This is a genomic window from Sphingomonas sp. BAUL-RG-20F-R05-02 (assembly GCF_022662305.1).
Lineage (GTDB): Bacteria > Pseudomonadota > Alphaproteobacteria > Sphingomonadales > Sphingomonadaceae > Sphingomonas.
Genome location: NZ_JAKNQH010000008.1, coordinates 24,167 through 50,248, shown reverse-complemented (window position 1 = coordinate 50,248; position 26,082 = coordinate 24,167). Strand labels below are relative to the sequence as shown.

Genomic DNA, 26,082 nt, shown 5'->3' with positions numbered 1-26,082 from the left:
TTCGGATCGCCTTCATCAGCGCCCGAAATCATCTTGTGCACTGTTGTTATTATATTTCAACCGGCTTTGCTAGATCTCCGTTGCGCAAGGCCATTGACTCGCCGCATCAAAACAGAACAAAATAGGAACAGTTAGCAGCGAGTCGAATCGTGTCGTCAGCCACTATAGCAGAATTGCGCGAAAGCCTGCGAGCGATCCAGGGCGACGGCTACAAGCGTCGCCCGGTGTTGCCGTTCGGTGTGGCGGCGCTCGACGAGCGGATCGCGGGCGGCGGTTTGCGGCTCGATTCGTTGCATGAGGTTGCCGCCGCCAGCCCGAATCCCGGCGACGATGCCGCTGCGACGCTGTTCATGGCGGGCGCCGCCGCGCGGGCATGGGGGCCGGTATTGTGGGTGGTACGCCGGCGTGATCTGTTCGCGCCGGGCCTGTATCAGGCCGGGCTCGATCCTGACCGCGTGCTTTATGCGGAGGCCGCCGACGATGCCGAGGTGCTGGCGCTAATGGAGGAGGGGCTGCGGCACCGTGGCCTCGGTGCGGTGATCGGCGAGGTCAAGCGCGCCGCCATGCCCAATACGCGCCGCCTGCAACTGGCGGCGGAAGGCGGCAAGACCATCGCGCTGCTGCTGAAACGCCATGCGAGGGAAGGCGGCAATCCGCTTCACGTCCCCTCCGCCGCAATCACACGCTGGCGGATCGGCAGCGCGCCCTCCACGCCGCTGCCGGTCGAGGGGGTGGGGCGCGCCTGCTGGCACATCGACCTCGTCCGCCAGCGCGGCGGCGAGCCTTTCCAAACCATCATGGAGGCATGCGATGAAACGGGTCGCCTCGCTCTACCTGCCCGACTGGTCGATCGAACGGCTGCGACGGATGACGCAGATCGATACGTCTATGTCGAGGCGGCCTGACGTCGCGAGACCAAATAGCGCAGCTATTTCGCACGGCGACGAAGGCGGCCGGCGGCGCGAAGCGCTGTCCGGCGACACGGGCTTTGGCCGTGGCGCTACCCCCCTCGAGAAAGCCGCTGCCGCCGAACGTGCGGAAACATGCTCTGTCCCTCGCGGCGGAGGTTGGCGTCCGGGCGCGCGCTGGGCTCGGGAAGACGTCGAAGCGCAGATCGCTGCTCTGCCCGCACACCAGCGGCCTCCGTTTCGCGACCTCGGCCGTCGCAGCGAAGCGGCCGCACCACCGTTCCGCGCGATGCGTGCCGACGAGGCGACCGGGGGCCAACCCTTCCGCCCGGCGGGCTCGGTTCCGAAATCGCTCGGGCCAGACCCGCGCAGCATGGCCGGGCATCCGGACTCTTCCGGACGCGAGACGTTGCAGCGTCCGAGATTGCGTGACATCGCCGTGCCCGAGCGTCCGACCCCGGTCCGCCATAGCGGTGAGGATCGCCCGCTCGTCACCAGCATCAAACAGGGCAGCCGCCTCGTCATCGCCGCAGCCTGCGCCGGCGCACGTGCGCTCGGCCTGGCCCCCGGCATGGCGATAACGCAGGCCCGTGCGCTGGTGCCGGAACTCGATATCCGCGACGCCGATCCCGCAGGTGACGCCGCCGATCTGCTGCGCCTCGCCATCACGGCGGCACGCCGCTGGACGCCGCTCACTGCGCTTTCCACAACGGACGGGGGGGATGCGGACGGGCTGATGCTCGATATCACCGGCTCCGCGCATCTGTTCGGCGGTGAGGCCCGGATGGCGCAGCGCATTGTTCGACTGCTTGGGCGACTGGGCTTCACCGCGCGGATCGCGGTGGCGGACACGGCGGGTGCGGCTTGGGCGATGGCGCGGTTCGGTGGACGGGGGTGCAGCATCGTGCCGCCCACGCGTCATGTCGAGGCGATTGCCGGCTTGCCCCTCGCCGCGCTCCGTCTCGATGCCGGTGCGGTCGATGCGCTTGTTCACCTTGGTGTGAATACAATCGGCCAGCTTGTCGCAATGCCGCGCGCGCCCCTCGTGCGCCGGTTCGGAGACGCGCTCGTCACCCGCATCGATCAGGCGAGCGGGCGTGTCGCCGAGCCGCTCGATCCGGTCGTTCCGCCCGAGCCGATCTTGGTCGAGCAGCGCTTTATGGAGCCGATCGCCACGGCCGAGGCGATTGCGCATTGGCTTGGTGTACTGATGCCGCGCCTCGTCACCGCGCTTGCGCAGGTCGGGCAGGGGGCACGGCGAATCGAACTCGTTGCCGATCGCATCGACGGCATACCGCAGCGCCTCCACATCGGCCTCGCCCGGCCAAGCCGCGATGGCGCACACATGCTGCGTCTCATCACCCGCCGTATCGAGGAGATCGCCCCGGGCTACGGCATCGACGCGCTCGCGCTCCACGTCCGCCGTGCCGACCGGCTCGATGCGCAGCCGTTCGACGAACGGCTGGAGGATCGACCCGCCGACCTTGCTCCCCTCGTCGATACGCTCGCCAACCGCATCGGCGATGCGCGGCTATGGCGGATGCGCGCGGTCGAAAGCGATGTGCCCGAACGCTCGCTTGCACCCGCGCCGCCCATGAGCGAGGCGCCGCGTGCCGGCCCTCGCCTCAAGTCGGACGACATCCGTCAACTCGATCGCGGTGTCGATCTGCACCCCTGGCATCCACGCTGGCCGCGTCCGGCGCGCCTACTGCGGCGGCCCGAACAGCTCGATCATGTCATCGCCGAACTGCCCGACCAGCCGCCGCGCCGCTTCACCTGGCGCGGGCAGACGCACCGGATCGTCCGTGCCGACGGGCCGGAACGCATCCTCGGCGAATGGTGGCATCGCACCGCGGAGGCGCAACTGGTCCGCGACTATTTTCAGGTCGAGGACGAAATCGGCCATCGCTTCTGGCTGTTCCGTCGCGGCGATGGCGAGCGGGCCGAGACCGGCGACCTTGCCTGGTTCATTCACGGTGCGTTCGGGTGACCTACTGCGAACTCCAGGTCACGACGCATTATTCGTTCCTGCGCGGGGCGGCGTCGCCTGAGGAACTGTTCAAGGTCGCTGCGACATTGGGTCTGCCCGCGCTCGGCATCGTCGACCGCAATTCCGTCGCCGGAGTGGTGCAAGCCCTCTACGCCTGCGATCAACTCGCCGAAATCGGCGTTGCGATCCGGTCGATCCCTGGTTGTCGGCTTGATCTGGTCGACGGCACGTCGCTGCTGGTCTGGCCCGAGGACCGTGCCGCGTGGAGTCGCCTCACGCGGCTGCTCACGCTCGGCAAGAGCCGTGCCGACCGCAAGGCCGGTGAAAAGGGGCGCTGCTTTCTGCATTGGGAGGATGTCGCGGCGTATGCCGATGGGCTGGTGACGGCGCTGGTGCCCGGCATCGCCGGCGCGGATGCGGTAGCGTTGCGGTGGATGGCGGACGTGTTCGGCACGCGCGGCCACGTTTGCCTCACCCAGTTGCGCCGCCCCGGCGACGTGGCACGCCTGCACGCACTCGACCATGCCGCGCGGCGTTTCGGGCTGACGCCGCTCGCCAGCGGCGACGTGCTGTACGACCTGCCCGAACGGCGCATGTTGCAGGATGTCGTTACCGCGATCCGGGAGAAATGCACCATCGACGCATTGGGCTTTCGCCGCGAACGCAGCGCCGACCGGCATCTTAAAAGTCCGGGGGAGATGGCGCGCCGCTTCCGTCGCTTTCCGCACGCAATCGCGGCCAGCGCCGCGATCGCGGAGCGCTGCACCTTTTCGTTGCGCGAACTCGGTCACCAATATCCCGATGAGTTGGTGATGAGCGGGCACAGCCCACAAAAGGCGCTGGAGAAGTTGGCGTGGCGCGCGCTTAACATCAGAAGTAAAGATGCGCGGCCAAGTGCGGCCTATCGCAAACTGCTGACAAAGGAACTTAAACTGGTCAAGCACTGGGGTTATGCCGCCTATTTTCTGACAGTTCATTCCATCGTGCAATACGCCCGTAGCCAAGGTATTTTGTGCCAGGGGCGCGGTTCGGCGGCAAATTCCGTAATCTGTTTCGTGCTCGACATCACCTCGATAGACCCGGTCAGGCACCAGTTGCTGTTCGAGCGATTTCTGTCGGAAGATCGTGGGGAGCCGCCCGACATCGACGTCGATTTCGAGCACGAACGTCGTGAGGAAGTGATCCAGTGGATCTATGATACGTACGGCCATCATCATGCTGCGTTGACGGCCGTCGTCAGCCGTTTTCGCTCGCGGGGCAGCATCCGTGAAGTCGGCAAGGCTCTGGGCCTGGCCGAGGACGTCACCGCAGGACTTGCCAGCCAGATCTGGGGCTGGTCGAGCGAGGGCGTTCCCGACGAACATGTCGAAGCGCTCAACCTCGATAAGACGGAACCGCGGCTTGCGCTTGCGCTCAGCCTGGCCGCGCAGTTGATCGGCACGCCGCGGCATCTCTCGCAGCATCCCGGCGGCTTCGTGCTGACGCGGGACCGGCTGGATTCGCTGATCCCGATCGAACCTGCGGCGATGGTCGATCGCCGCGTAATCGAGTGGGAAAAGAACGACATAGAGTATCTCAGCTTCATGAAGGTGGATATCCTCGGCCTCGGCATGCTCGGCTGCATGCGGCGCTGCTTTGAGCTGCTGCGCGCGCACAAGGGGCTGAACCTCGTGATGTCCGGTCCGGAAATGCAGGTCGACGATCCTGCGGTGTACGAGATGATCCAGCGGGCGGACACGCTCGGCGTGTTCCAGATCGAGAGCCGCGCCCAGATGTCGATGCTGCCGCGCATGAAGCCGACGAACTTCTATGACATCGCCATTCAGGTGGCGATCGTGCGGCCGGGGCCGATCCAGGGAGACATGGTGCACCCATATCTCAAACGCCGCGAGCAGGAGCGCGAGGGCAAGGTAGAGATCGAATATCCCAGCACGAAGTTGAAAAGCGTCCTGAAAAAGACGCTCGGCGTGCCGCTGTTCCAGGAACAGGCGATGCAGGTCGCGATCATCGGTGCTGGCTTTCCGCCGACCCGGGCCGACAAGCTGCGTAAGGCGATGGCCACGTTCAAGAAAACCGGCGGTGTCGGTGAGTTCCGCGACGATCTCATCAAGGGGATGCGCAGGAACGGCATCACCCAGGAATTCGCCGAGCGGCTGGTCAAGCAGATCGAGGGGTTCGGCAGCTACGGCTTCCCCGAAAGCCACGCGGCGAGCTTTGCCAAGATCGCCTACGCTTCATGCTGGATGAAGCATCATCACCCCGACGTATTCTGCGCCGCCTTGCTCAATGCACAGCCGATGGGGTTCTACGCCCCCGCACAGATCGTCCGCGATGCGCGCGAGCATGGCGTTACGGTGCTGCCGCCGTGCATCAACACGAGCGAGTGGGACACCATCCTCACGCCAGCCCCGAGCGGTCTGCTGGCACCGCTCCGCCTCGGCCTGCGTATCGTCTCGGGGCTGGCCGGCGCGGACGTCGGCCGCATCGTGCTCGCGCGCGACGAGCGGCCGTTCGCTTCGGTCGAGGACCTGTGGCGGCGTGCGAAACTGTCGACGCTCGCGCTCGAGAAGCTCGCGCGGGCCGATGCGTTCCATGCACTCGGGCTTGATCGGCGGCAGGCGTTGTGGGCGGTGCGTGGGCTCGGCGCAAAGCCGCTGCCGCTGTTCGCCGCCGCGGATGCGCGCGCATCGGGCATCGAGCCGCCGGTCGTGCTCGCCGCGCTCACCGCCGGGCGTGAGGTGGTGGAGGATTACCGCGCGACGCAACTCTCGCTGCGCGCGCATCCGCTCACCTTCCTGCGCGGCGACCTCACCCGGCGCGGTATCCGCGCATGCGGCGACCTTCAACACATAAGGGACGGCGCGCGTGTCGAGGTGGCGGGGATCATCCTCGTGCGGCAGCGGCCGGGCAGTGCGAAGGGCGTGCTGTTCATCACCATCGAGGACGAGACCGGCGTCGCCAACGGTATCCTGTGGCCCGACCGGTTCGAGGCGCAGCGCCGCACCGTGATGACCGCGACGATGGTCTCGATCATCGGGCGCGTACAGAAGGAGGGGCTGGTGATCCATGTCGTCGCCGACCGCGTTGTCGATCTTACCGGTCTGCTCGGCCAGGTTGGCGACATCGAACTGCCGCGCCTCACCATGCCCGGCGATGGTGCGACGCACGGCGGTACCATCGACCCGCGCGACCCGGAGTGGAAGCGTGGCCGGATCGACTGGCATTACCGCGAGAAGCCGGCGATTCCGGTAAAAAGCCACGATTTTCATTAAGGCAGCTCGCCGAACCCACTGGCGTGCGGGCCGTGTCGCGCGAGTGCGCGCAGCGGCTCGTCATGCCGCTTCGGCATCCGCTTTAAGACGTCACCTTGAGGATCAGCAATCCTGCCAGCAGCAGCCCCGCGCCGACCAGCCGCCCCGGCGTCGCCGCTTCACCAAGCAGGACGATGCCCAGCACGAATGCGCCAAGCGCACCGATGCCGGTCCAGATCATGTACGCACTGCCGAGCGGCAGGGTCCGCATTGCATAGCCGAGCAGGCTGAAGCTCGCGATTACCGCGACGATCGTCACCGCGGCCGGTCCGGGCTTCGTAAAGCCGGCCGATTGTTTCATGGCATACGCCCATACGATTTCGAGCAGTCCGGCGATGGTCAGTGCAATCCAGGGCATACCGCCCTCCCGAGTTGAGAAGCCGGGTCGTCCCGGACATGCAACCGCGTGGGCGGTACGAGGACGTGGCCCCGGAGGCGCGCCTTAGTCGGCGGACGAGGCGACGGCAACGTCCGCCTGCAGCCGTTGCAACATGGCAAGCGCGCGATCGGCATGCGCGGCGGGGACGAAGGCGTGATCGTGGTGGAACGCCGAGACCATGTTGCAGGCGATGCCCGCCCCGGCGAGCGCGCCCGCCACCGCCGCGGTCAGCCCGACGCCGCCGAGCGCGGAGAACACCTGCAACGTGATCTGGCGCATCGGTGTGGCGCAATCAAAGCCAAGCACGACTGCGCGATCGAGCGGCAGGATCGCGGACCAGCCCTCATCCTCGCGGAACAGGCTGATCGCATCGGCTCCGAAGCGTTCGAGGTCGGGCGCGGTGCAGAACACGAAGCATCCCTCGCGCAGGACAGGCGCCATGCCCGCGATCATCGCATCGCGCCCGGTAACGACGGTCACGAAGCCTTGCTCACTGGGCCCTGCCGTAGCGTGCGATCAGCGCGCGCACCACGCCGTTGGTCCAGCCAAAGCCGTCCTGCAACGCATACTCGCCGCCGCCGCCGGGTCGGGCCTGCTCGACATCGTATTTCTCCAGCATCCGCCCGCTCGCCCGGTATTCGTGCAACACCGTCGCGAGGAAACGCTGCGCCAGTTCGCGCGCCGCCGTCTCGTGGCCGGCGCGGTTCAGTCCCTCAATCGCGATCCATTGCAGCGGCGGCCAGCCGTTGGGCGCATCCCATTGCTCGCCGGTGCGCGCCTGCGTGGTGCGAAGGCCACCCGGCGCGACCAGCGAGTCCGAAATGGTCGACGCGACGATCTCCGCCCGGTCCTGCGCGGCAAGTCCGGTGAACAGCGGAAAGGCGGTGGCGGCGCTCAGACCCCGGCGCAAAGCGTGCCTGGCGATATCCCAGTCACCGTACCGGCCGCCCTTGTCGTCCCACAGCCACTTCTCCACCGCCGCGCGGCGTGCGTTGGCGAGCGCGTCGAAGCGTTTGGCGCATTCCACATCGCCGTCGCCCCGACAGGAATCGGCGATCGCACCCTCCATGCCGTACAGCAGGCTGTTGAGATCGACCGGCACGACGTTGGTGGTGTCGATCGTCGCCAGCGTCTTACCGTCGGCGAACCAGCGCGAGCTGAAATCCCAGCCGCTTTCGGCCGCAGCGCGGATGTCGCGGTACAGCGGCCCGGCGTCCCGCCCGGTACGCGCCTGAAGGGCGACGTCCTCGCGCCACGATTCCTCGCGCGGGCGGTCGGCGTGGCTGTAATAGCGGTTGAGCACGCTGCCGTCCGGCATCGTCACGACATGCTCGGCCTGCATCCAGAAGTCATGCTCGCGGATCAACGCCTTTAGCCGGCGCGCCTCGATCGCGGGGTCGTGCGTGTCGGACAGCGCCATCATCAGATACAGCACCGGCGGCTGCGAGCGTTCGACATAATAGCTGCGCGTGCCGTTGGGGATATGGCCATAGCGTTCGACCAGCGACACGAAATCAGCCAGCATCGAGTCGACGAGGTCGCCATGCCCGTCCGCCTTCAGGCCCAGCATCGTGAAATAGCTGTCCCAGTAATACATCTCGCGGAAGCGGCCGCCCGGCACGACATAGCGTTCCGGCAGTGACAGCGCGGAGCCGCCGGGTGTCGCGACGAGCGGCGGGCGCGTCAGGTGCGGCCATAATGCGGCGATATGGTCCTGCACCGGTGGGCGCGACGGGTCGGCCGGCGGAGTCGGCGCCGCCATCGGCACGGTGAAGTTGCGCTGGACAAAGGCATGCAACTGGTCCGGCGTCTCGGGTTGCGTCGCGCACCAGTTGGCGAGGATCGCGGCATGCGGGCGCAGCGGGGTCGCGTCGGCGAAGCTCTTGCTGTCCGGATACAGCCGCGCGGCCTGCACGGCGGTGAAGATCGGGCCGTACAGATCGAGCGGGGTCGGCACCGCCCCCGCGATCGGCGTCGCGGGCGGGATGCACGACGCGACTTCGGCGACGACCTCGGGGGCGGCGGCGGCGTGGTGGCGCGGGCGGCGTGCCTTGCGGTGCTTCGCCGCCTTGCCCTTCACCGTCTTGTGTGCGGTCGCGCGCTGCGGCGACGCGGCCTGCGCGACCGAACCGCCGGCCAGCGCGAGCAGCGCCGCCGCCAGCATCGCCTTCATCGCTCGCAAACCTGCCCCCTGTCTTATTCGCCGACGGTCTGCTCGATTACGCCGAAGATGGCATGATGCCTATCGTCTTCGGCCCAGATCCGCACGGTATCGCCGCGTTTGAGGAACGGCGTGGACGGTTGCCCGCCCCGGATCGTTTCGACGCTGCGCTGTTCGGCGATGCAGGCATAGCCGACGCCACCTTCGACGATCGGCTTGCCGGGGCCACCGTCTGCATCGCGGTTGGAGACGGTTCCAGAGCCGATGATCGTCCCCGCCGCCAGCGCGCGTGTCTTCGCCGCATGCGCGACCAGCGCACCGAAATCGAACGTCATGTCGACACCCGCCTCGACCCGACCGAGTGGGCTGCCATTGACGTCGACGTTGATGCGTCGGTGGAGCTTGCCGTCTTGCCACCAGTCGCCGAGCGCCTCGGGCGTGACCAACACCGGCGACAGCGCGCTTGCCGGCTTCGATTGGAAAAACCCGAACCCCTTGGCGACTTCGCCCGGAATCAGCGCGCGCAGCGACACGTCGTTGGCGAGGCCGACCAGCCGGATTGCGCCCAGTGCTTCTTCGCGAGTGGCGCCGGCGGGCACGTCGCCGGTCACCACCACCACCTCGGCCTCCAGGTCGAGGTCCCAGCTTTCGTCGGCAAGCGGGATCGGGTCGCGAGGGCCGAGGAACCCGTCCGATCCGCCCTGGTACAACAGCGGATCATGCCAGAAGCTGTCAGGCACCTCCGCGCCGCGCGCCTGCCGCACCAGCGCGACGTGGTTCACATAGGCCGAGGCGTCCGCCCATTGATAGGCGCGGGGCAGGGGGGCGGCGGCGGCATGTTCGTGGAAGCGCCGCATCGGGATCGTTTCATGCTCAAGATCGGTGGCGAGGTTCTGGAGAACGGTAACCACCTGGTCCCAATCGTCGAGCGCGGCTTGCAGGGTCGGCACGATATGCGCCGCATCGGCGCACCAGGCGAGATCGTTCGAGACGACGACAAGGCGGCCGTCGCGGCCCCCTTCGAGGCTGGCCAGTTTCATGCGCGCTCTCCTGCTTGTTATGGGCCGAACATAACCCTCTCGCCGAAGCTGTCGACCCGCTTTCCGCCGTTGCCCTTGCCGCGCGGCCTCGCTAGGGGCAGATGATGGAACCGCAGGTCGGCATCATCATGGGCAGCACTTCCGATTGGGAGACGATGCGCCACGCCGCGGATCTGTTGAGCGAACTCGGCATCCCGCATGAGAGCAGGGTCGTCTCCGCACATCGCACCCCGCAGCGGCTCTACGATTATGCCGGCGAAGCGGCCGGGCGCGGCCTCAAGGTCATCATTGCGGGCGCCGGCGGCGCGGCGCATCTGCCCGGTATGGCGGCGGCGATGACGCATCTGCCGGTGCTCGGCGTACCGGTTCAGTCCAAGGCACTGAGCGGCCTCGACAGCCTGTATTCGATCGTTCAGATGCCCGCCGGGATCCCCGTCGGCACGCTCGCGATCGGCAAGGCCGGCGCCAAGAACGCGGCGCTGCTGGCCGCCGCGATCCTCGCGCTGGCGGATGCGCCGCTTTCCGCGCGGTTGCAGTCGTGGCGGACCGCACAAACCGACGGCGTCGCCACCGAACCGGCGTAATCCGTGCAGATCCGCCAACGAAAGTAGACCATGACCCCGCTTCCCCCCGGCTCGACCATTGGCATCCTCGGCGGCGGCCAACTCGGGCGGATGCTTGCGGTCGCGGCGGCACAGCTCGGCTATCGCACCCACGTCCTCGCGCCCGATGCGGAGAGCGTCGCCGCGCAGACCGCCGGCAGCTTCACCCGCGCCGACTATCACAGCCGCATCGTGCTCGACGAATTCGCCGGACTCGCCGACGTCGTCACCTATGAGTTCGAGAATATCGCGCTCGACCCGATCGTGTATCTCGCCGCCAAGGTCACGGTACATCCCGCCCCCGCCGCGCTCGGCGTCGCGCAGGACCGGGCCGAGGAGAAGAGCTTCGTCGCCGAACTCGGCGGCCGCACCGCGCCATGGGCAAAGGTCGAGACGCTGGCGGAACTGAACGCCGCACTCGCGACGATCGGCACGCCCGCCATCCTCAAGACGCTGCGGATGGGCTATGACGGCAAGGGTCAGGTCCGCATCCACGCCGCCGCCGAGGCGGAAGCCGCGTGGAACGCGATCGGCGGCCGGCCCGCCATCCTCGAAGGATTCGTGCGCTTCAGCCACGAATTTTCGATCATTCTGGTACGCGGTGCGGACGGCGCGATGGTGAGCTATCCGCCGCCATGGAACGAGCATCAGGACGGCATCCTGGCGCGTTCGACCTTGCCCGCCCCTGCCGAGATCGCGGCGCAGTGGGGCGAGGCGGCGGCGCTCGCCGGGCGCGTTGCGGACCGGCTCGGTTATGTCGGGGTGCTGGCGTGCGAGTTCTTCGCCGGCGCGGACGGCCCGGTGTTCAACGAAATGGCACCGCGCGTGCACAATTCAGGGCACTGGACGATCGAAGGCGCGATGACTTCGCAGTTCGAGAACCACATCCGCGCGATCTGCGGATTGCCGCTCGGCGATACCGGCCTCACCGCGCCGAGTGTGGTGATGGAGAATCTGATCGGCGATCAGGCAAACGGCTGGGCCGACATCCTCAGCGAACCGGGCGCGCATCTGCACCTCTACGGCAAGGATGTTCGCCCCGGCCGGAAGATGGGCCACGTCACAAGGATCGGCCGGCTCTGAACACGGGCTGGCGGCATCAGGTTTAGCTCTGCAGGAGAGCCTCATAGCATCGTGAAAGTGAGCTCAGGTAGCCGCTGCCCACCGCCGTGCAATCAGGGCTTACGTGTGCCCGAGAGCGGGAAGCTGCCGAGCATGCCGGCGCCGACCGATCCGGTCAGCACGTCGTCCGTGATCGTGGCGCCGCATTCCAGCGTCATCGACATCGGCGTTGTGATCGACATCACCCAGCCCAGCGTGTCGCCGTTGACCGTACCTTCGGGGATCTCGACCGATCCAAGCGCGCCGCTGAGCGAGCCGGTGAAGCTGTTGCCCGAACTGCGCACGGCGAGAACCGCTTTCTGATCACCGAGCGGGGTGCGCACCACGACATCCCAATTGCCATCGACTGCCGCCATCACGTCACTCCTCTACATTCGCACTCATCAACGCGCGGTCGCGACCGACGCTGCCGGGATCACCTCGACGGGCGGGCCGCGACTGTCAAGCTGCGGGCGCTCCACCTTGGCATCACCAATCATGACCCAGAACGCCTGTGCAGGATCGATCGTTGCACGCGCTGTCGACGGCGCTTGGCGGAGCGTAAGCGCGCGTACCGTTGCGTACTGACCACAACACTCTTGTTCTGAATGTCGCGTAGCCGCGCGCCCACGTTTTGAAATGGGCCGGTACCGCGCGCGTTCATCGGTAATCGCTCTTTACAACTTAAGCGGCGTCACCTCAGCGATGGCAACTTAGCCGCCGCATTCGTTCTCAATGCGGCGGCCTCCACCGGAACCTGAACGCCTTACGAAGCTGCGTGTTGAAGCTCCCCGGACGCTTGTCCCCGCCCATGTCGATCCTATGCGGAATCGCCGCTTAACGCATCGTTGGCGGCGGTGACTGGCAGCGGTTTTCCGGTTCCGGTGACGGTCTCGACGAGCATGAGGGGCATAAGACGCCGTTGTTGATGCCGGGAGAATGTCACTACCCTACAATGATCAGCAACAGCCCTTGTGTTGTAAAAAGGCAACACCATATCGCGATCCAGTAAAGGAGGGACTTACACCCATGAACCTCGAAAAATTCACCGATCGCGCTAAGGGCTTCCTGCAATCGGCGCAGACGGTTGCCATCCGCATGAGCCACCAGCGCATCGCCCCGGAACATCTGCTGAAGGCGCTGCTCGAAGACGAACAGGGGATGGCTTCTGGCCTGATCCAGTCTGCCGGCGGTGACGCCAAACGCGCTCTGTCCGAAACCGACCTCGCCCTTGCCAAAATCCCGGTTGTGTCGGGCAGCGGCGCGCAAAATGCGCCGGGCATTGATAACGATCTGGTGCGCGTGCTCGATAGCGCCGAGCAGATCGCGCAGAAGAGCGGCGACAGCTACGTCACCGTCGAGCGGCTGCTTGTCGCGCTTGCGCTTGCGCTGAACACGGCTGCGGGCAAGGCGTTGCAGGCGGCGGGCGTGAAGGCCGAGGCGCTCAACGCGGCGATCAACACCTTGCGCGGCGGCCGCACCGCTGACACCGCCAGTGCCGAGGATCGCTACGATGCGCTGAAGAAGTTCGCGCGCGACCTCACGCAGGCGGCGCGCGATGGTAAGCTCGATCCGGTAATCGGTCGCGACGAGGAAATCCGCCGTACCATCCAGATCCTCGCGCGTCGTACCAAGAACAACCCGGTGCTGATCGGCGAACCGGGTGTCGGCAAGACCGCGATCGCCGAAGGCCTCGCGCTGCGCATCGCCAATGGTGACGTGCCCGATACGCTCAAAGACCGCACGCTGATGGCGCTCGACATGGGCTCGCTGATCGCCGGCGCGAAATATCGTGGCGAGTTCGAGGAACGGCTGAAGGGCGTGCTCGACGAGGTGAAGGGCGCGGAGGGGCAGGTCGTGCTGTTCATCGACGAGATGCACACGCTGATCGGCGCGGGCAAGGGCGATGGGGCGATGGACGCCTCCAACCTGCTCAAGCCCGCGCTCGCACGCGGCGAACTGCACTGCGTCGGCGCGACCACGCTCGATGAATACCGCAAGTACGTCGAAAAGGACGCAGCGCTCCAGCGCCGTTTCCAGCCGGTGTTCGTCGGCGAGCCGACCGTCGAGGATACCATCTCGATCCTGCGCGGGCTGAAGGAGAAGTACGAGCTTCACCACGGCGTCCGCATCACCGATGGTGCGATTGTCGCGGCGGCGACGCTCTCGAACCGCTACATTACCGACCGCTTCATGCCCGATAAGGCGATCGACCTGATGGACGAGGCCGCCAGCCGCATCCGCATGGAGGTGGAGTCGAAGCCGGAGGAGATCGAGGGACTCGACCGTCGCATCCTGCGCCTCAAGATCGAGCGCGAGGCGCTGCGCCGCGAGAGCGACGATGCCTCGCAGGACCGGCTTGCCACGCTGGAGGAAGATCTCGCCAATCTCGAACAGCAATCCGCCGAACTGACCACACGCTGGCAGGGGGAGAAGGACAAGATCGCAGCTGAGTCGAAGCTGAAAGAGCAGCTCGACGCAGCCCGGCTTGAACTGGAACAGGCGCAGCGTGCGGGCGATCTCGCGCGGGCGGGGGAGTTGTCCTACGGACGCATCCCCGCGCTGGAACGTCAGGTGGCGGAGGCGCAGGGCGCGACCAAGGGCGCGATGCTGCGCGAGGAAGTCACCGCCGACGATATCGCCGGCGTGGTCAGCCGCTGGACCGGCATCCCGGTCGACCGGATGATGGAGGGCGAACGCGAGAAGCTGCTCCACATGGAGGAAGCGCTTGGTAAGCGCGTGATCGGGCAGGCCGCCGCCGTGCGCGCCGTGTCGACCGCGGTGCGGCGTTCACGCGCCGGGTTGCAGGATCCCAACCGGCCGATGGGCTCGTTCCTGTTCCTGGGACCAACCGGCGTTGGCAAGACCGAACTGACCAAGGCGCTCGCCGAGTTCCTGTTCGACGACCCATCGGCAATGGTGCGGATCGACATGAGCGAGTTCATGGAGAAGCACGCAGTCGCGCGGCTGATCGGTGCCCCGCCCGGCTACGTCGGTTACGAGGAAGGCGGCGTGCTGACCGAAGCCGTGCGCAGGCGGCCGTATCAGGTGATCCTGTTCGACGAGGTCGAGAAGGCGCATGGCGACGTGTTCAACGTGCTGCTGCAAGTGCTCGATGATGGACGGCTGACTGATGGTCAGGGCCGCACCGTCGATTTCACCAATACGATCATCGTGCTAACCTCGAACCTTGGCAGTCAGGTGCTGACCACGCTGGAGGACAGGCAGGATGTCGCGAGCGTGGAGCCGCAGGTGATGGAGATCGTGCGCGGGCACTTCCGCCCCGAGTTCCTCAACCGGCTCGACGAGATCGTGCTGTTCCACCGGCTGGGGCAGAGCGAGATGGCGCCGATCGTCAATATCCAGGTGTCGCGCATCGACAAGCTGCTTGCCGATCGCAAGGTGACGCTCGATCTCACGTCGGGTGCACGCACGTGGCTGGGGCGGGTCGGCTACGATCCCGTATACGGTGCGCGGCCCTTGAAGCGGGCGGTGCAACGCTACTTGCAGGATCCGCTCGCCGATCTGATCCTGCGCGGCAGCGTGAAGGATGGTGCTACGGTGCGGGTCAACGAGGGTGACGGCAAGCTGGAGCTGACTGTAGCCTAACCGCATCGTCGGGCAAAAAAGAACGGGGCGGCTTCCGTGAGGAAGCCGCCCCATTTGTGTTCAGGTCAGATCGGAAGCGATCAGAACTTGAAGTTCGCGCCCGCCCGGAAGCTGCGACCCACGATGCCGGCCATGTGCCAGGTCGGCAGGTAGTTCGCGCCCGAATAGGAAGCCGGCGCGAGCGGAGCCTTCTCGCCGGTGATGTTGCCGACGAACAGGTTCAGGGTGAAGGCATCGTTGACGCGGAATGCCGCGTTGACGTCTGCGTAGATGAAGCGCTTGACGTAGCAGAACTTGTCACCCGTGCCGTACAGGTTGCCGCCGGCGCAGGAAAGGTCATCACCCTCGTCCGCCGCGACTTCCTTGATCCGCGACACGTAATAGGTCGTCGCGGTCAGAGCGACCGGACCGAACTCGATCGTGTTCTGCCAGTTGCCACGCACCCGCGGCGTGCCGGCGCCCGACGACAGCTCGTAAGGTCCAAGCGTACCGACATACTTCTGGATCTTGCTGCCGTTGCCCGGATCGAGGTCGTACTGGATCACGTAGGTCAGATCGAGGCGGCTGGTGAACTTGATCGTATCGGTGATCGGAACGCTCACGTTGGCGCCGAAGTCGAGCCCCGAGCTCTTGATCGAGCCCGCATTGACGAACGGCACGTTGATGATGAGCACGCGCGGCAGCGCGTTCGGGAACAGCGGATCGGGCGCATCGACAGCCGAAACGGTGTACCCTGCCGGAAGCGCGGTGCCCGCGAAATAGTTCGCACGCGCGATGGCAGCATCCGGACCGGTCACGATCACGTCGGTCTTCTTGATGTTGTAATAGTCCACCGTGAAGCTGACGTTGCGAACCGGCTCGACCACCACGCCGCCGGTGAAGCTACGCGACTTCTCAGGCTTGAGGTTGGGGTTGCCGGTGGCACCCGAGCCGAGGCTGTAAGCCTGGGCATAGGGATTGGTGTTGGGATTGGTGCCGGTGATGAGGCCGCCGTGCGCCTGCTGGAAGGAAGCGGGCGGGGTAACGGTTACGAAACCGGCGTAGCTCGACAGCGGGTTGTTCTCCGCGAAAGTCGGTGCACGGAAGCCGTTCGAGTAGGTGCCGCGGATCGCCAGCTGTTTGATCGGCGTCCACTTGGCGCCGATCTTCGGCGAGAAGTGGCTGAACCCTTCCGAATAGTGGTCGTAACGACCCGAACCATTGACCTCCAGCGTGGTCAGGATCGGCGCGTTGATTTCGAAGTAGCCTGCCGTCACGTCATGCGTACCGAATGCCGCCGAGGTGTTGGCGTACTTGGTCAGACCCGGGTTGTTGCTGTTGTTTTCCTCGGTCTCGTGGCGGAACTGACCACCGACTGCGACCTGGAGATTGCCACCCGGCAGCGCGAACAGATCCTTGGCGATCGATGCGTCAACCGAGATCAGCGAGGTATGCGACGGCGTGGTATAAACCGGTGCGATCATGTCGCGCACGGCTTGCGTGTTGAGCGCCGGATTGACGAAGTTGTACGCGCCGGTGTTGACCGCCTTCTTCAGCCCGGCAATGTCGAGCACGCCGTGGTTCTCGATCGAGAAGTTGTCGCGTGCGCCGACCGCATCGATCTTCCAGTGATAGTCCCCAGCAATGTCGCCGTTCAGGCCGAACGCGCCACGGAACACCTCGTTGTCGCGCTTGCTGTAAACGGGGATGTCGCCGAATGCATAATAGATGCGGGCTGCGTTGTTGGCGGGATCGAGCGCACCAGCCGCTGCATACGGGTTGTTGGGGTTCAGCGTGCGGTCGCTTGCTGTGGCGCAGTTTACGCCGGTGGAGCAGATGTACACCGGCAGAACGATACCTGGGTTGCTGGACGATTGCGTCGGCGAGGCACCGTAAGGCTGAGTCTGGCGGATGCCGCTTGGCTGACGACCGATCGTGACTTCGCTGTGCGAGTAGCTGCCGGTCAGATAGCCTTCTACAGTCGGCGCGACGCGGAAGCTCAGCCGACCGGTGAAGCTGTAACGCTCCTGCGCAGGCTGAATGTCGTTGTAACGCGTGCCATATTCCTTGCCGTAATCGTGCTTGCAGCCGGTGCCGCCGGCTGCGCCGGCGACCGTGAAGGTGCCGTAGTTGCATGCTGCGGTGCCACCGAGCAGCGTGTAGGTGCCAGTCGCCACACCGCCCGCGAACGGGTTGTTGAGATCGGTCTGCGGCGCACGGCGCACGACCGCGTTGGTCGACTGCGTCGTCAGCGCGCTGTCGCCGGTGTTGTTGTCGAGGCCGCCGATCGAGCTGAGATCGTTGGTGTTGTACGGGAAGCCGCGCGATGTGGCGGAGATCGGCTGATCCTTCTGGTATTCGCCGTTGACGTAGAAGTTCCAGCCCTTCTCGTCATAGTCGCCGTAGCCTGCAGTCAGGTTGCCGCGATAGCGTGCGCCGTCACCCTTTTCGGTCACGCCGCCTTCGACCGTGCCGGCGAGGCCGGTGAAGTGCTTCTTCATGATGATGTTGACCACGCCGCCGATCGCGTCGGCGCCGTAGCTCGACGATGCGCCGTCCTTCAGGACCTCGACGCGCTCGACCGCGCTGAACGGGATCGAGTTGAGGTCGACATAGGCGTTATGGCCATCGTCGTTCAGCGGGAAGTTGGTCGAGCGCGTGCCGTCGATCAGCACCAGCGTCGACGAAACGCCGAGACCGCGCAGCGAGACGGCGGCGCCGCCGGCCGAGAAGCCGTTGGTGAAGCCGGTCGAGATCGAACCAGCACCATCGGCCGAGATCGAGCGCACCGCGTCGTTGATGTTGGTGATGCCGGCACGCGACAGGGTTTCGGTGGTCAGCACGGTAACCGGTGACGGCGTTTCCGTGTTGGTGCGACGGAACAGCGAGCCCGTGACCACGATATCATCGGTCGGCGCGGCTGCCGGCCCGGTTGCGGGCGCGTCGGAAGGCAGTGTCGCGGGTGCAGCCTGATCCTGTGCAAACGCAGGCGCAGCAAACGCAGCCAGCGCGCCGAGCGAGGCAGCGCCGACGAGCAGACGGTTCTTCAGAGTCGAATGCAAAATCATATACCCCCTGTGCGACCCCCCGCCCGCCGTATCGACGATGCGGGAGATACAAAGCCCCCCTCGAACCTGTTCAGGTCGATCCCGGAGCGGATGAAGGAGGCATAACGGGGCCGGAGTGGCTGTAAAGCTTCTGTACTGTGAATATGTGTGATTCACATTCTTTGTAGTAATTATGCCACATCGGGCTTTTTACGTACCATCGGCGTCGCGCTATCCCGGATGCGGCATCGGCCCGGCGATCAGCAGCGGGTCAAGTTTGGCGTCGCGCCAGCGGATCGCCCAATGCAGGTGAGGCCCTGTAGCGCGCCCAGTCGCGCCCGAAAGCGCGACCGCCTGCCCGCGGCGGACGTGGTCGCCGACATGTACGTCGATCCGCGACAGATGCAGGAAGGCGGTGTTCAGTCCCATGCCGTGATCGATCATCAACAAATTGCCCTCCAGCGTGAAGGGGTGGTCCGCTGCCAGGATCACCACGCCGTCGGCAGGACTAAGTACCACCGTCCCGGTGGGTTTCGCGATATCGAGACCGGAATGGTACGCACCCGCTTCGCCGTTCTTGTAGATGCGCTGCGAGCCGAACAACGTGGAGATTCGTCCGGTCGTTGGCCAGAGGAAGTGCTGACGCCAGCCTTGTGCATCGGTCTGAGCGCGCCGGGCCGCGGCGATCTGTGCGAGCTCGCCCGGACGAATCCGCGCCATTTCCGCTTCCGGCACCGGGAACTTGGGCAAGGTCGACAGCCGGGAGATGTTCCAGTCGCGCGGCGCGACCGTCACTTCGTCGCGCACCTGGCGCCCGTCGGCAAGCGTCGCAACCAGAGTGGTGGACGGGCCGGCGTCGCGGTCGAACCCGAACACGAAGCGGCCGTCCGGAGCGACGGCGACGTTCGCGCCGTTCACCGTCAGCTGCGTCGTACCAGCTGGGGCGATACCGATCACCAGACCGCCCTGCGTCATGCTGCCGGCGTAGCTGAACGTTACCGGCTCGGCAGGTCGCGGCGGCTGGACGTCTGGCGCGTGGATGACCGGATCGGCGGGGAGTGGCCGCACATTGGCGTCGACGGGCGGCGGCACGATCGCGCAACTGCCGAGCAGCAGGATGGTAAGGCTCGCGCCGATGCCTGCGCGGCGCATCAAGCCTTCAATGATTCGGTGGCGAGGATGGCGGTCGCATAGGCTTCCTGCCGCGCCACGCTCCAGTAGCGCAGATCCTCCAGGGCGATCTGCGCGCCACTCGCAGCGCACACAACGTGATCGCCGGGCGTGAGCACGCGAAAACCGTTGGCCATGTAGTGCAGGCGGGCGAGGCGATCGGTGTTGGGCATCAGCATGGCAACGTCTCTTGTCAGAACAGGTCGGGCTGGGCCGGTTCGGGCTTGCGGTCATAGGCTTTGCCGCCGGCGCGCTCAACCTTGGCGTCGATCGCGCCATCGCGGAAGTGGAGCGTCACCGCGCCCGCCGCACGCGCCGCCACGCCGGAAACGAGCGTCTCGCCGCCCGGCCGCGCGGTCACGCGGACATAGCCGCGATCGAGCAGCGCATCGGGGTTGAGCGACTGGGCCAGTCGCCACGTCCGGTCCAGCCGGTCGCGCGCGCCCTCCAGCTGGCGCTCCAGTACCGCCGGTCGAAGCGCGCCGGCCGATCGGTCGAGTTGCCCGCGCGAGACCGTCACGCGCCGTTCCAGCCCACGGTCCAGCCGTGCGCCCAAATCGTCGGCGCGCTGCCGCTGCGGGCCGAGCAAGGCGTCGCGCTTCGGTATCACGCGTACCAGCGCATCGAGCCGCTCGCGGTTGCGCTCGTGATAGCGGCGCACGCACTTCTCGGTGCGCTGGCCGTGGCTGGCGATGGTCAGGCGCAGGTCGGCCAGCACCGGCACCGCCATTTCGGCGGCCGCGGTCGGCGTCGGTGCGCGCAGATCGGCGGCGTAATCCGCCAACGTCGTATCCGTCTCATGACCGACGGCCGAGATGATCGGGATCGAGCAGTCCGCGATCGCGCGCACCACCACTTCTTCATTGAACGACCACAGATCCTCGATCGAGCCGCCGCCCCGCGCGACAATGACGAGATCGGGCCGCGCCACCGGACCGCCCGGCGGGATCGCGTCGAAGCCCCGGATCGCCGCCGCCACCTCCGCCGCCGAGCCTTCGCCCTGCACCTTGACCGGCCAGACGATGACGTGGCTCGGGCAGCGATCCTCCAGCCGGTGGATGATGTCGCGGATCACCGCGCCGGTCGGCGAGGTGACGACGCCGATCACGCGCGGCAGGTAAGGCAGCCGTTTTTTCCGGGTCGTCTCGAACAGCCCTTCGCCGGCGAGCTTGGCCTTCAGCTTCTCGAGCAATGCCATCAGCGCGCCTTCGCCGGCCAGTTCCATCCGCTCGATGATGATCTGGTATTTGGAGCGGCCGGGATAGGTGGTGATCCGCCCGGTCGCGATCACCTCGATACCGTCCTGCGGCTGGAACGGCAGCATGTTGACCTGCCCCTTCCAGATCACGCCGTCGATCACCGCGCCGTCATCCTTCAGGCTGAGATAGGCATGGCCCGAGGCGACGCGTTTGTAGCCGGAGATTTCACCGCGTAGCCGAACATGGCCGAACTCTGTCTCCACCACGCGCTTCAGCTTTGCCGCCAGTTCGCCGACCGACAGCGGCGCGGCGTTGTCGCCGGGCACGTCGTCGGCTACCAGCCGCGTCTGGGTGTCGTAAAAAGGGTCCGCCATGAATGTCCTGCTGATCGGCTCGGGGGGCCGCGAACATGCGCTCGCCTGGAAGCTCGCGCAATCGCCGCGCCTCCATACGCTGTTCGCCGCACCGGGCAATCCGGGCATTGCGGCGCATGCGCGAATCGTCGCGGTCGACGTGACCGATCACGCGGCGGTGGTGGATTTCGTGGCAGCGCAGTCGATTAAACTGGTCGTGATCGGCCCTGAGGCGCCGCTGGTCGACGGCCTCGCAGATTCGCTGCGGGCAGCAGGCGTGGCGGTGTTCGGCCCCTCGGCGGCGGCGGCGCGGCTGGAAGGATCGAAGGCCTTCACCAAGGCGCTGTGCGACCGCGCCGGCATCCCGACCGCCGGTTACGCGCACGTCGCGTCGCTGGACGATGGACTGGCCGCGCTTGACCGTTTCGGCGTGCCGGTGGTGGTGAAAGCGGATGGGCTGGCGGCAGGCAAGGGCGTGACCGTCGCCGAGACGCGCGAGCAGGCCGAAGCCGCCTTGAACGACCTGTTCTCCGCACCCGGCGGTGAGGCGGTGATCGAGGAGTTCCTCGAAGGTGAGGAAGCCAGCCTGTTCGTGTTGACCGACGGCACGGCGATCCTGCCGTTCGGCTCCGCGCAGGATCACAAGCGGGTCGGGGATGGCGATACCGGCCCCAATACCGGCGGCATGGGCGCCTACAGCCCCGCCCTGGTGCTGACGCCCGACCTCGAAGCCCGCGCGATCGCAGAGATCATCTGGCCCACCGTGCGCACGCTCGCGGCGGAGGGTGCGCCGTTTTCGGGTGTGCTCTATGCCGGGCTGATGCTGACACCCAACGGGCCGAAGCTGATCGAATACAACGCGCGCTTTGGCGACCCGGAATGCCAGGTGTTGATGATGCGGCTGGAGGATGATCTGCTCGACGTGATGCTTGCCGTCGCGGAAGGACGGCTTGGCGAGCGAGGGCCCGCGCGCTTCGCGGACGATACCGCGCTGACCGTCGTGATGGCGGCACGCGGCTATCCCGGCACGCCTCAATCCGGCGGCACGATCGGCGGCGTGGTATCGGCGGAGGCGAGTGGCGCGAAGATATTCCAGGCGGGCACGCGGTTGGCTGAGGGGCAGCTCGTCGCAGCCGGCGGCCGCGTGCTGGCCGTCACCGCGAGCGGCGCTGACGTACAGGCCGCGCAGACCGCCGCCTACGCCGCGCTCGACGTGATCGACTTTCCGAGCGGCTTCTGCCGGCGCGACATCGGCTGGCGCGAAATCGCCCGAACTGGGTGATTGACGCGCCACCGTCGTTGCTTTGCGGCTGGGGAAACGACACTCCGCACGAACACGGATGTCGGAGCGAGAGCCTGCCGCAGCAGGTCGGCGGGAGGTCGCGGCGGGGCCGCCCAAAAGCTTGAGATTGGATGACATTCTTCGTGTGGTGCGAAGGGTGGAACCGCAGGAAAAGCCGCCATCGCGGAGGTTTGCGTAGGCGCGAAACAAACCTTTCTTTACCGCAGCTTGTAAGCGGCTCTTTAGATCGCGACCACTAAGCCAGTGCACACAATCTGGAAAATACAGAGGTCGCACGTGTCACATCAACTCGCTGGGTTCGCGGGGTTTCTCGCCGTGGTCGCCGTTGCTACACCCCATCTCGGCGGTATGGTCTCGCCGGCCGCACACGCTACCGGGACGATCGTAGCGACGCGCGCGAGCAATGCGCCCGCGCCGGCGCCCATCGTCATCACCGCGCCGATCCCGGTCGCGCCACCACGCGTCGAGCCGATGCCGGCGTATAGTGTATCGGTTTCCTCCGATCTGGTTGCATATGGTGACGCCAAGGTGTCTGACTTCGATCCCGAGCATCCCCCTGCCGACATGGGCGAGCCCGGCTGACGATTGACAGGCGCGCGCGCCATCGGCCACGCGTTTGTCGATGAGCGACCAGATTACCCTCGACCCCGCTTGGCTCGCCGCGTTGCGGGGCGAGTTGGACAGCCCGTACATGGCTGCGCTGAGGTGCTTCCTGGCGAACGAGAAAGCTGCTGGCGCGCGCGTGTTCCCCAAGTCTGAGGACTGGTTCCGTGCGCTCGACCTGACGCCGCCCGAGGAGGTGCGCGTCGTCATCCTGGGGCAGGACCCGTATCACGGTGAGGGGCAGGCGCATGGCTTGTGCTTCTCGGTGCAACCGGGCGTGCGCACGCCGCCGAGTCTCGTCAACATCTACAAGGAACTGCATGCCGATCTCGGCATCGCGCGGGCCGACCACGGCTTCCTCGAACATTGGGCGAAGCAGGGCGTGCTGCTGCTCAATTCGGTACTGACCGTGCGGATGGGGGCTGCCGCCTCGCATCAGGGCAAAGGCTGGGAGCGGTTTACCGATGCGGTGATCCGCGTGGTGGCGGCCTCGCCAGATCCGGTGGTTTTCATGCTGTGGGGCAATTACGCGCAGAAGAAGGCGGCGTTCATCGACGACGTGTCACGCGGCGGTCGGCATCTCGTGCTGAAATCGGCACATCCGTCGCCACTTTCGGCACACAACGGGTTTTTGGGAAGCCGGCCGTTCTCCAGGGCCAACGCGTTCCTGCGCGAGCATGGCCGCGCGCCGATCGACTGGGCGTTGCCGGCGCGCGCCTGAAACTCACTTCTCGCGGTGCGCGATGACGTAGTATGTCGCGGCCTCGCGCGGGACGGTGCGGATGAGCGCCCCGCTCTCATTCGGTATCGGCTATCGGATCGATGCGCTGCCGCCGTTCCGCGTTGCATATCTCTCGGCACGAACGATTGACGCGTTACTGCCGCGCGCGGAACGTCAGCCCGATCGTACGCGGGTCGCTCGGCGTGCCGAGGATCAGACCGGAATTGCCCGCCTGGATCGTCACGTTCTGCAGGTAGTTGGCGTCGAACAGATTGCGCGCGAACACATCGACCTCCCAACCGGCGCGGTTGCGATAGCCGAGACTGGCGTTGACCAGCGTATACCCCTTGATGAGCGTGTACGCGGAATCGGTCGGATCGCCATATTGCCTTGTGCGCGATACGGAATCGGCGTGCAGGATGACATCGCCATGCAGCCGTGGCACCGGCAGCGTGTAATCGCCGCCCGCCGATACGGTCCACTTCGGCAGGCTCGATAGCGGCCGGCCCGAGAGGTTGCAGACGGTGGTCGCACTGCTGATCCGCTCGATCGGGCAGGGCGCGTTGGGGTACGAATCATATTTGCCATCCGCGTAGGCGACCGATCCGCGCAACGAGAAGCCACGCATCACGATCGCGGTCGCATCCGCTTCGAACCCCTTCACGCTCACACGCGGAATGTTGGCGAGATAGGTGCGAAGCGCAGCCGCAGCACCGGTATCGGTCACGTTCGCCTGGAAATCGGTCACCCGCGTATAGAAACCGTCGACATTGAGGATCAGCCGCCGGTCGAACAGCCGCGTCTTGATGCCGACTTCGTAGGCGGTGTTGGTCTCCGGTCGTACCACCGCCGTGCCGAGTGCCGGCAGCCCGGCGTTGTTGAGCGGTAGCCCCGACATGTTGATCCCGCCCGACTTCGCGCCGCGCGCGAAGCTCGCATAGCCGAGTAAGCCTCCGGTGACATCATACGACACGCTAGCACGGCCGGTCAGGGCGCCGCCGTCGACCTTGGCATTGTACGACTGGCCACGCAGGATCGACAGTTGGCTGTTGATCTGCGCCTGGCTGAGACCGCTCGGGCCGCCGAAGGTGAAGGTGTTGTAGCTGCCGGTCTTCTCCTCATAGGTGTAACGCAGCCCGCCGGTCAGCGTGACACGCGGCAGCGGCCGCCAGTTGACCTCGCCGAACGCAGCATAGCTGTTCGACTGAAAATCGGTACGCCCGTCCGAGCCGTAACCGTCGAGCAGATTGCCCGGCAGCGCGGCGGACGGGCCACCCAGCAACCAATAGGTGGCAAGCGGCCCGTAGATCGAGATCGGCCGCCCGATCACGCGCTGGCGAAAGAAATACAGGCCGCCGACATAGCTGATCGCGTGGGAGCCGTTCGAGGCGAAGCGCAGTTCCTCGCTATACTGGTCCTGCCGCGAGGGGATGTGCTGCGTCGTCTGGATGGGGATGCCCGTATAGTCGCGGTCGTTGGCCGCATCCCAGTTCCAGAACCGCCACGCGCTGACCGAGGTGAGCGTTACGGGTCCGACGTTCCAGTCGGCGATCGCGGAGACGCCGCCCTCGTTGGTGTTGGTGCCGAGCGCCGCGTCGATATCGGTTACGCGATCATAGGGGTTGAGGCTCGCCGGAGTGTACGCGCCGCCGGGCACGTGCGCGGCCAGATAGGCATATTGCCGCGTCGCCGCCTTTAGGGTGGGGGCGACGCGCAGATACACTTGTGTACAGCAATCACTCTCGAAGTTGCTAAAATCGGCGGTGAGGCGCACCTGAAAAGCTTGCGTAGGCTTGATAAGCAACTGCCCGCGCACCGCCTGATTGCCGATCGTGTTGAGATTGGCGCCGGTTCGCGTGTCGCGGATCACGCCGTCACGCCGGGTGACGACCGCCGAGATGCGGCCGGCGACGGTATCGCCGATCAGCGCGCCCGATGCGGCGGCCTTGGCCTGCACGTAATCGCGACTGCCGATCGACACCTCCTCATATGCTTCGGGCGTGAAGGTGGGTGCTCGCGTGGTGATGCTGATTGCGCCTGCGGTACTGTTCTTGCCGAACAACGTGCCCTGCGGCCCGCGCAGCACCTCGACATGATCGATATCGCTGAAATCGAAGGCGGCGGTGGCCGGGCGCGCGTGATAGACCTGATCGACGTAGAAGCCGACGCCCGGCTCCAGCCCGTCGTTCGCCTGGCTCACCGCCACTACGCTCGAACCCAGCCCACGGATCGTGAAGGCGGTGTTGCGCGGGTTGGCCGAACTGTAGTTGAGCGACGGCACCAGCACCGACAGCCCTTGCGTGTTGACCGTGTACGACCGGTCGAGCAGCGCACCGCTCACCACGGACAGCGAACCCGGGATCGTCTGCGGGTCTTCCGCGCGGCGGCGTGCGGTGACAAGGATGTCGGCATCATTCGTCGGTTGATCGGCAGCCTCTGCGGCGGGTGCGGGGGCCGACGCTGCCAGGGCGGTGGCCGGCGTGCACGCCAACAACGCCGCGCTCGCGGCGCGGAGGACCGGATGTGTCATGAAACCCCTTTCGGCGCAGCGGATCCGCTACGCTCTTATTAAGCGCTGAAGCGGCTTATTGTATATGGTGGGATAT

At 66.1% G+C, this 26,082-nt stretch carries 19 protein-coding genes; 9 read left to right on the top strand and 10 right to left on the bottom strand.

What is annotated here, in order from left to right; translation table 11 throughout:
• Positions 1-149 precede the first annotated feature (149 nt).
• Genes L8F97_RS16065 through L8F97_RS16055 form a run of 3 tightly spaced genes read left to right on the top strand, consistent with a single transcriptional unit; the run spans position 150 to position 6,170 of the window.
• Complete coding sequence (locus tag L8F97_RS16065) at positions 150-905, top strand: ImuA family protein (protein WP_409929056.1); 756 nt, start codon at positions 150-152, stop codon at positions 903-905.
• The gene (locus L8F97_RS16060; protein ID WP_242152493.1) at positions 811-2,898 is read left to right on the top strand and encodes a Y-family DNA polymerase; all 2,088 of its coding nucleotides are present in this window, start codon (positions 811-813) and stop codon (positions 2,896-2,898) included. The genes L8F97_RS16065 and L8F97_RS16060 overlap by 95 nt, the downstream gene beginning before the upstream one ends.
• Positions 2,895-6,170, top strand: coding sequence for an error-prone DNA polymerase (locus L8F97_RS16055; RefSeq protein WP_242152490.1), 3,276 nt, complete (start codon positions 2,895-2,897; stop codon positions 6,168-6,170). The genes L8F97_RS16060 and L8F97_RS16055 overlap by 4 nt, the downstream gene beginning before the upstream one ends.
• 82 nt (positions 6,171-6,252) lie before the next feature.
• Here the strand turns inward: L8F97_RS16055 and L8F97_RS16050 are convergent, their stop codons facing one another.
• From L8F97_RS16050 to L8F97_RS16035, 4 genes are all read right to left on the bottom strand, one after another.
• Positions 6,253-6,567: a DMT family transporter gene (locus L8F97_RS16050; protein ID WP_242152488.1), complete on the bottom strand. Its 315-nt coding sequence runs from the start codon at positions 6,565-6,567 to the stop codon at positions 6,253-6,255.
• Positions 6,568-6,651: 84 nt separating this feature from the next.
• Entirely contained in the window at positions 6,652-7,068 is a 417-nt protein-coding gene (locus L8F97_RS16045) for an ACT domain-containing protein (protein WP_242152486.1), read from the bottom strand.
• Between the two features lie 10 nt (positions 7,069-7,078).
• A complete protein-coding gene (treF, locus tag L8F97_RS16040) occupies positions 7,079-8,761 on the bottom strand; it encodes an alpha,alpha-trehalase TreF (RefSeq protein WP_242152484.1) in 1,683 nt (560 codons plus the stop codon).
• Positions 8,762-8,784: 23 nt separating this feature from the next.
• Complete coding sequence (locus L8F97_RS16035) at positions 8,785-9,789, bottom strand: fumarylacetoacetate hydrolase family protein (protein WP_242152482.1); 1,005 nt, start codon at positions 9,787-9,789, stop codon at positions 8,785-8,787.
• A 104-nt stretch (positions 9,790-9,893) separates the two neighbouring features.
• On the opposite strand from L8F97_RS16035, the gene purE reads away from it, so the two are divergent.
• Positions 9,894-10,373 (top strand): 5-(carboxyamino)imidazole ribonucleotide mutase, encoded by a 480-nt coding sequence (purE, locus tag L8F97_RS16030; protein ID WP_409929055.1) that lies wholly within the window; start codon positions 9,894-9,896, stop codon positions 10,371-10,373.
• Between the two features lie 30 nt (positions 10,374-10,403).
• A complete protein-coding gene (locus tag L8F97_RS16025; protein ID WP_242152478.1) occupies positions 10,404-11,474 on the top strand; it encodes a 5-(carboxyamino)imidazole ribonucleotide synthase in 1,071 nt (356 codons plus the stop codon).
• 92 nt (positions 11,475-11,566) lie between these two features.
• Here the strand turns inward: L8F97_RS16025 and L8F97_RS16020 are convergent, their stop codons facing one another.
• A complete protein-coding gene (locus tag L8F97_RS16020; RefSeq protein WP_242152477.1) occupies positions 11,567-11,869 on the bottom strand; it encodes a hypothetical protein in 303 nt (100 codons plus the stop codon).
• Between the two features lie 652 nt (positions 11,870-12,521).
• Here L8F97_RS16020 and clpB point away from each other — a divergent pair.
• Positions 12,522-15,101: an ATP-dependent chaperone ClpB gene (clpB, locus tag L8F97_RS16015; protein ID WP_242152474.1), complete on the top strand. Its 2,580-nt coding sequence runs from the start codon at positions 12,522-12,524 to the stop codon at positions 15,099-15,101.
• 80 nt (positions 15,102-15,181) lie between these two features.
• On the opposite strand, the gene L8F97_RS16010 is transcribed toward clpB, so the two are convergent.
• The 4 genes from L8F97_RS16010 to xseA form a co-directional block, all read right to left on the bottom strand.
• A complete protein-coding gene (locus L8F97_RS16010; protein ID WP_242152473.1) occupies positions 15,182-18,148 on the bottom strand; it encodes a TonB-dependent receptor plug domain-containing protein in 2,967 nt (988 codons plus the stop codon).
• Positions 18,149-18,358: 210 nt separating this feature from the next.
• The gene (locus L8F97_RS16005) at positions 18,359-19,279 is read right to left on the bottom strand and encodes a M23 family metallopeptidase (protein ID WP_242152471.1); all 921 of its coding nucleotides are present in this window, start codon (positions 19,277-19,279) and stop codon (positions 18,359-18,361) included.
• Positions 19,279-19,476, bottom strand: coding sequence for a DUF2093 domain-containing protein (locus L8F97_RS16000; protein WP_242152469.1), 198 nt, complete (start codon positions 19,474-19,476; stop codon positions 19,279-19,281). The genes L8F97_RS16005 and L8F97_RS16000 overlap by 1 nt, the downstream gene beginning before the upstream one ends.
• Positions 19,477-19,490: 14 nt before the next feature.
• Entirely contained in the window at positions 19,491-20,870 is a 1,380-nt protein-coding gene (gene xseA / locus L8F97_RS15995) for an exodeoxyribonuclease VII large subunit (RefSeq protein ID WP_242152466.1), read from the bottom strand.
• On the opposite strand from xseA, the gene purD reads away from it, so the two are divergent.
• The 3 genes from purD to ung all read left to right on the top strand — a co-directional run bounded on the left by purD (position 20,869) and on the right by ung (position 23,476).
• Positions 20,869-22,131, top strand: a complete 1,263-nt coding sequence (gene purD / locus L8F97_RS15990; protein WP_242152463.1) for a phosphoribosylamine--glycine ligase — start codon at positions 20,869-20,871, stop codon at positions 22,129-22,131. The genes xseA and purD overlap by 2 nt on opposite strands.
• Before the next feature lie 297 nt (positions 22,132-22,428).
• Positions 22,429-22,734 (top strand): hypothetical protein, encoded by a 306-nt coding sequence (locus tag L8F97_RS15985; RefSeq protein ID WP_242152460.1) that lies wholly within the window; start codon positions 22,429-22,431, stop codon positions 22,732-22,734.
• A 40-nt stretch (positions 22,735-22,774) separates the two neighbouring features.
• A complete protein-coding gene (gene ung, locus L8F97_RS15980) occupies positions 22,775-23,476 on the top strand; it encodes a uracil-DNA glycosylase (RefSeq protein WP_242152457.1) in 702 nt (233 codons plus the stop codon).
• 154 nt (positions 23,477-23,630) lie between these two features.
• Here ung and L8F97_RS15975 read toward each other — a convergent pair whose 3' ends face one another.
• On the bottom strand, positions 23,631-26,006 hold the full coding sequence (locus L8F97_RS15975; protein WP_242152454.1) for a TonB-dependent receptor: 2,376 nt from the start codon (positions 26,004-26,006) through the stop codon (positions 23,631-23,633).
• Positions 26,007-26,082: the final 76 nt, after the last annotated feature.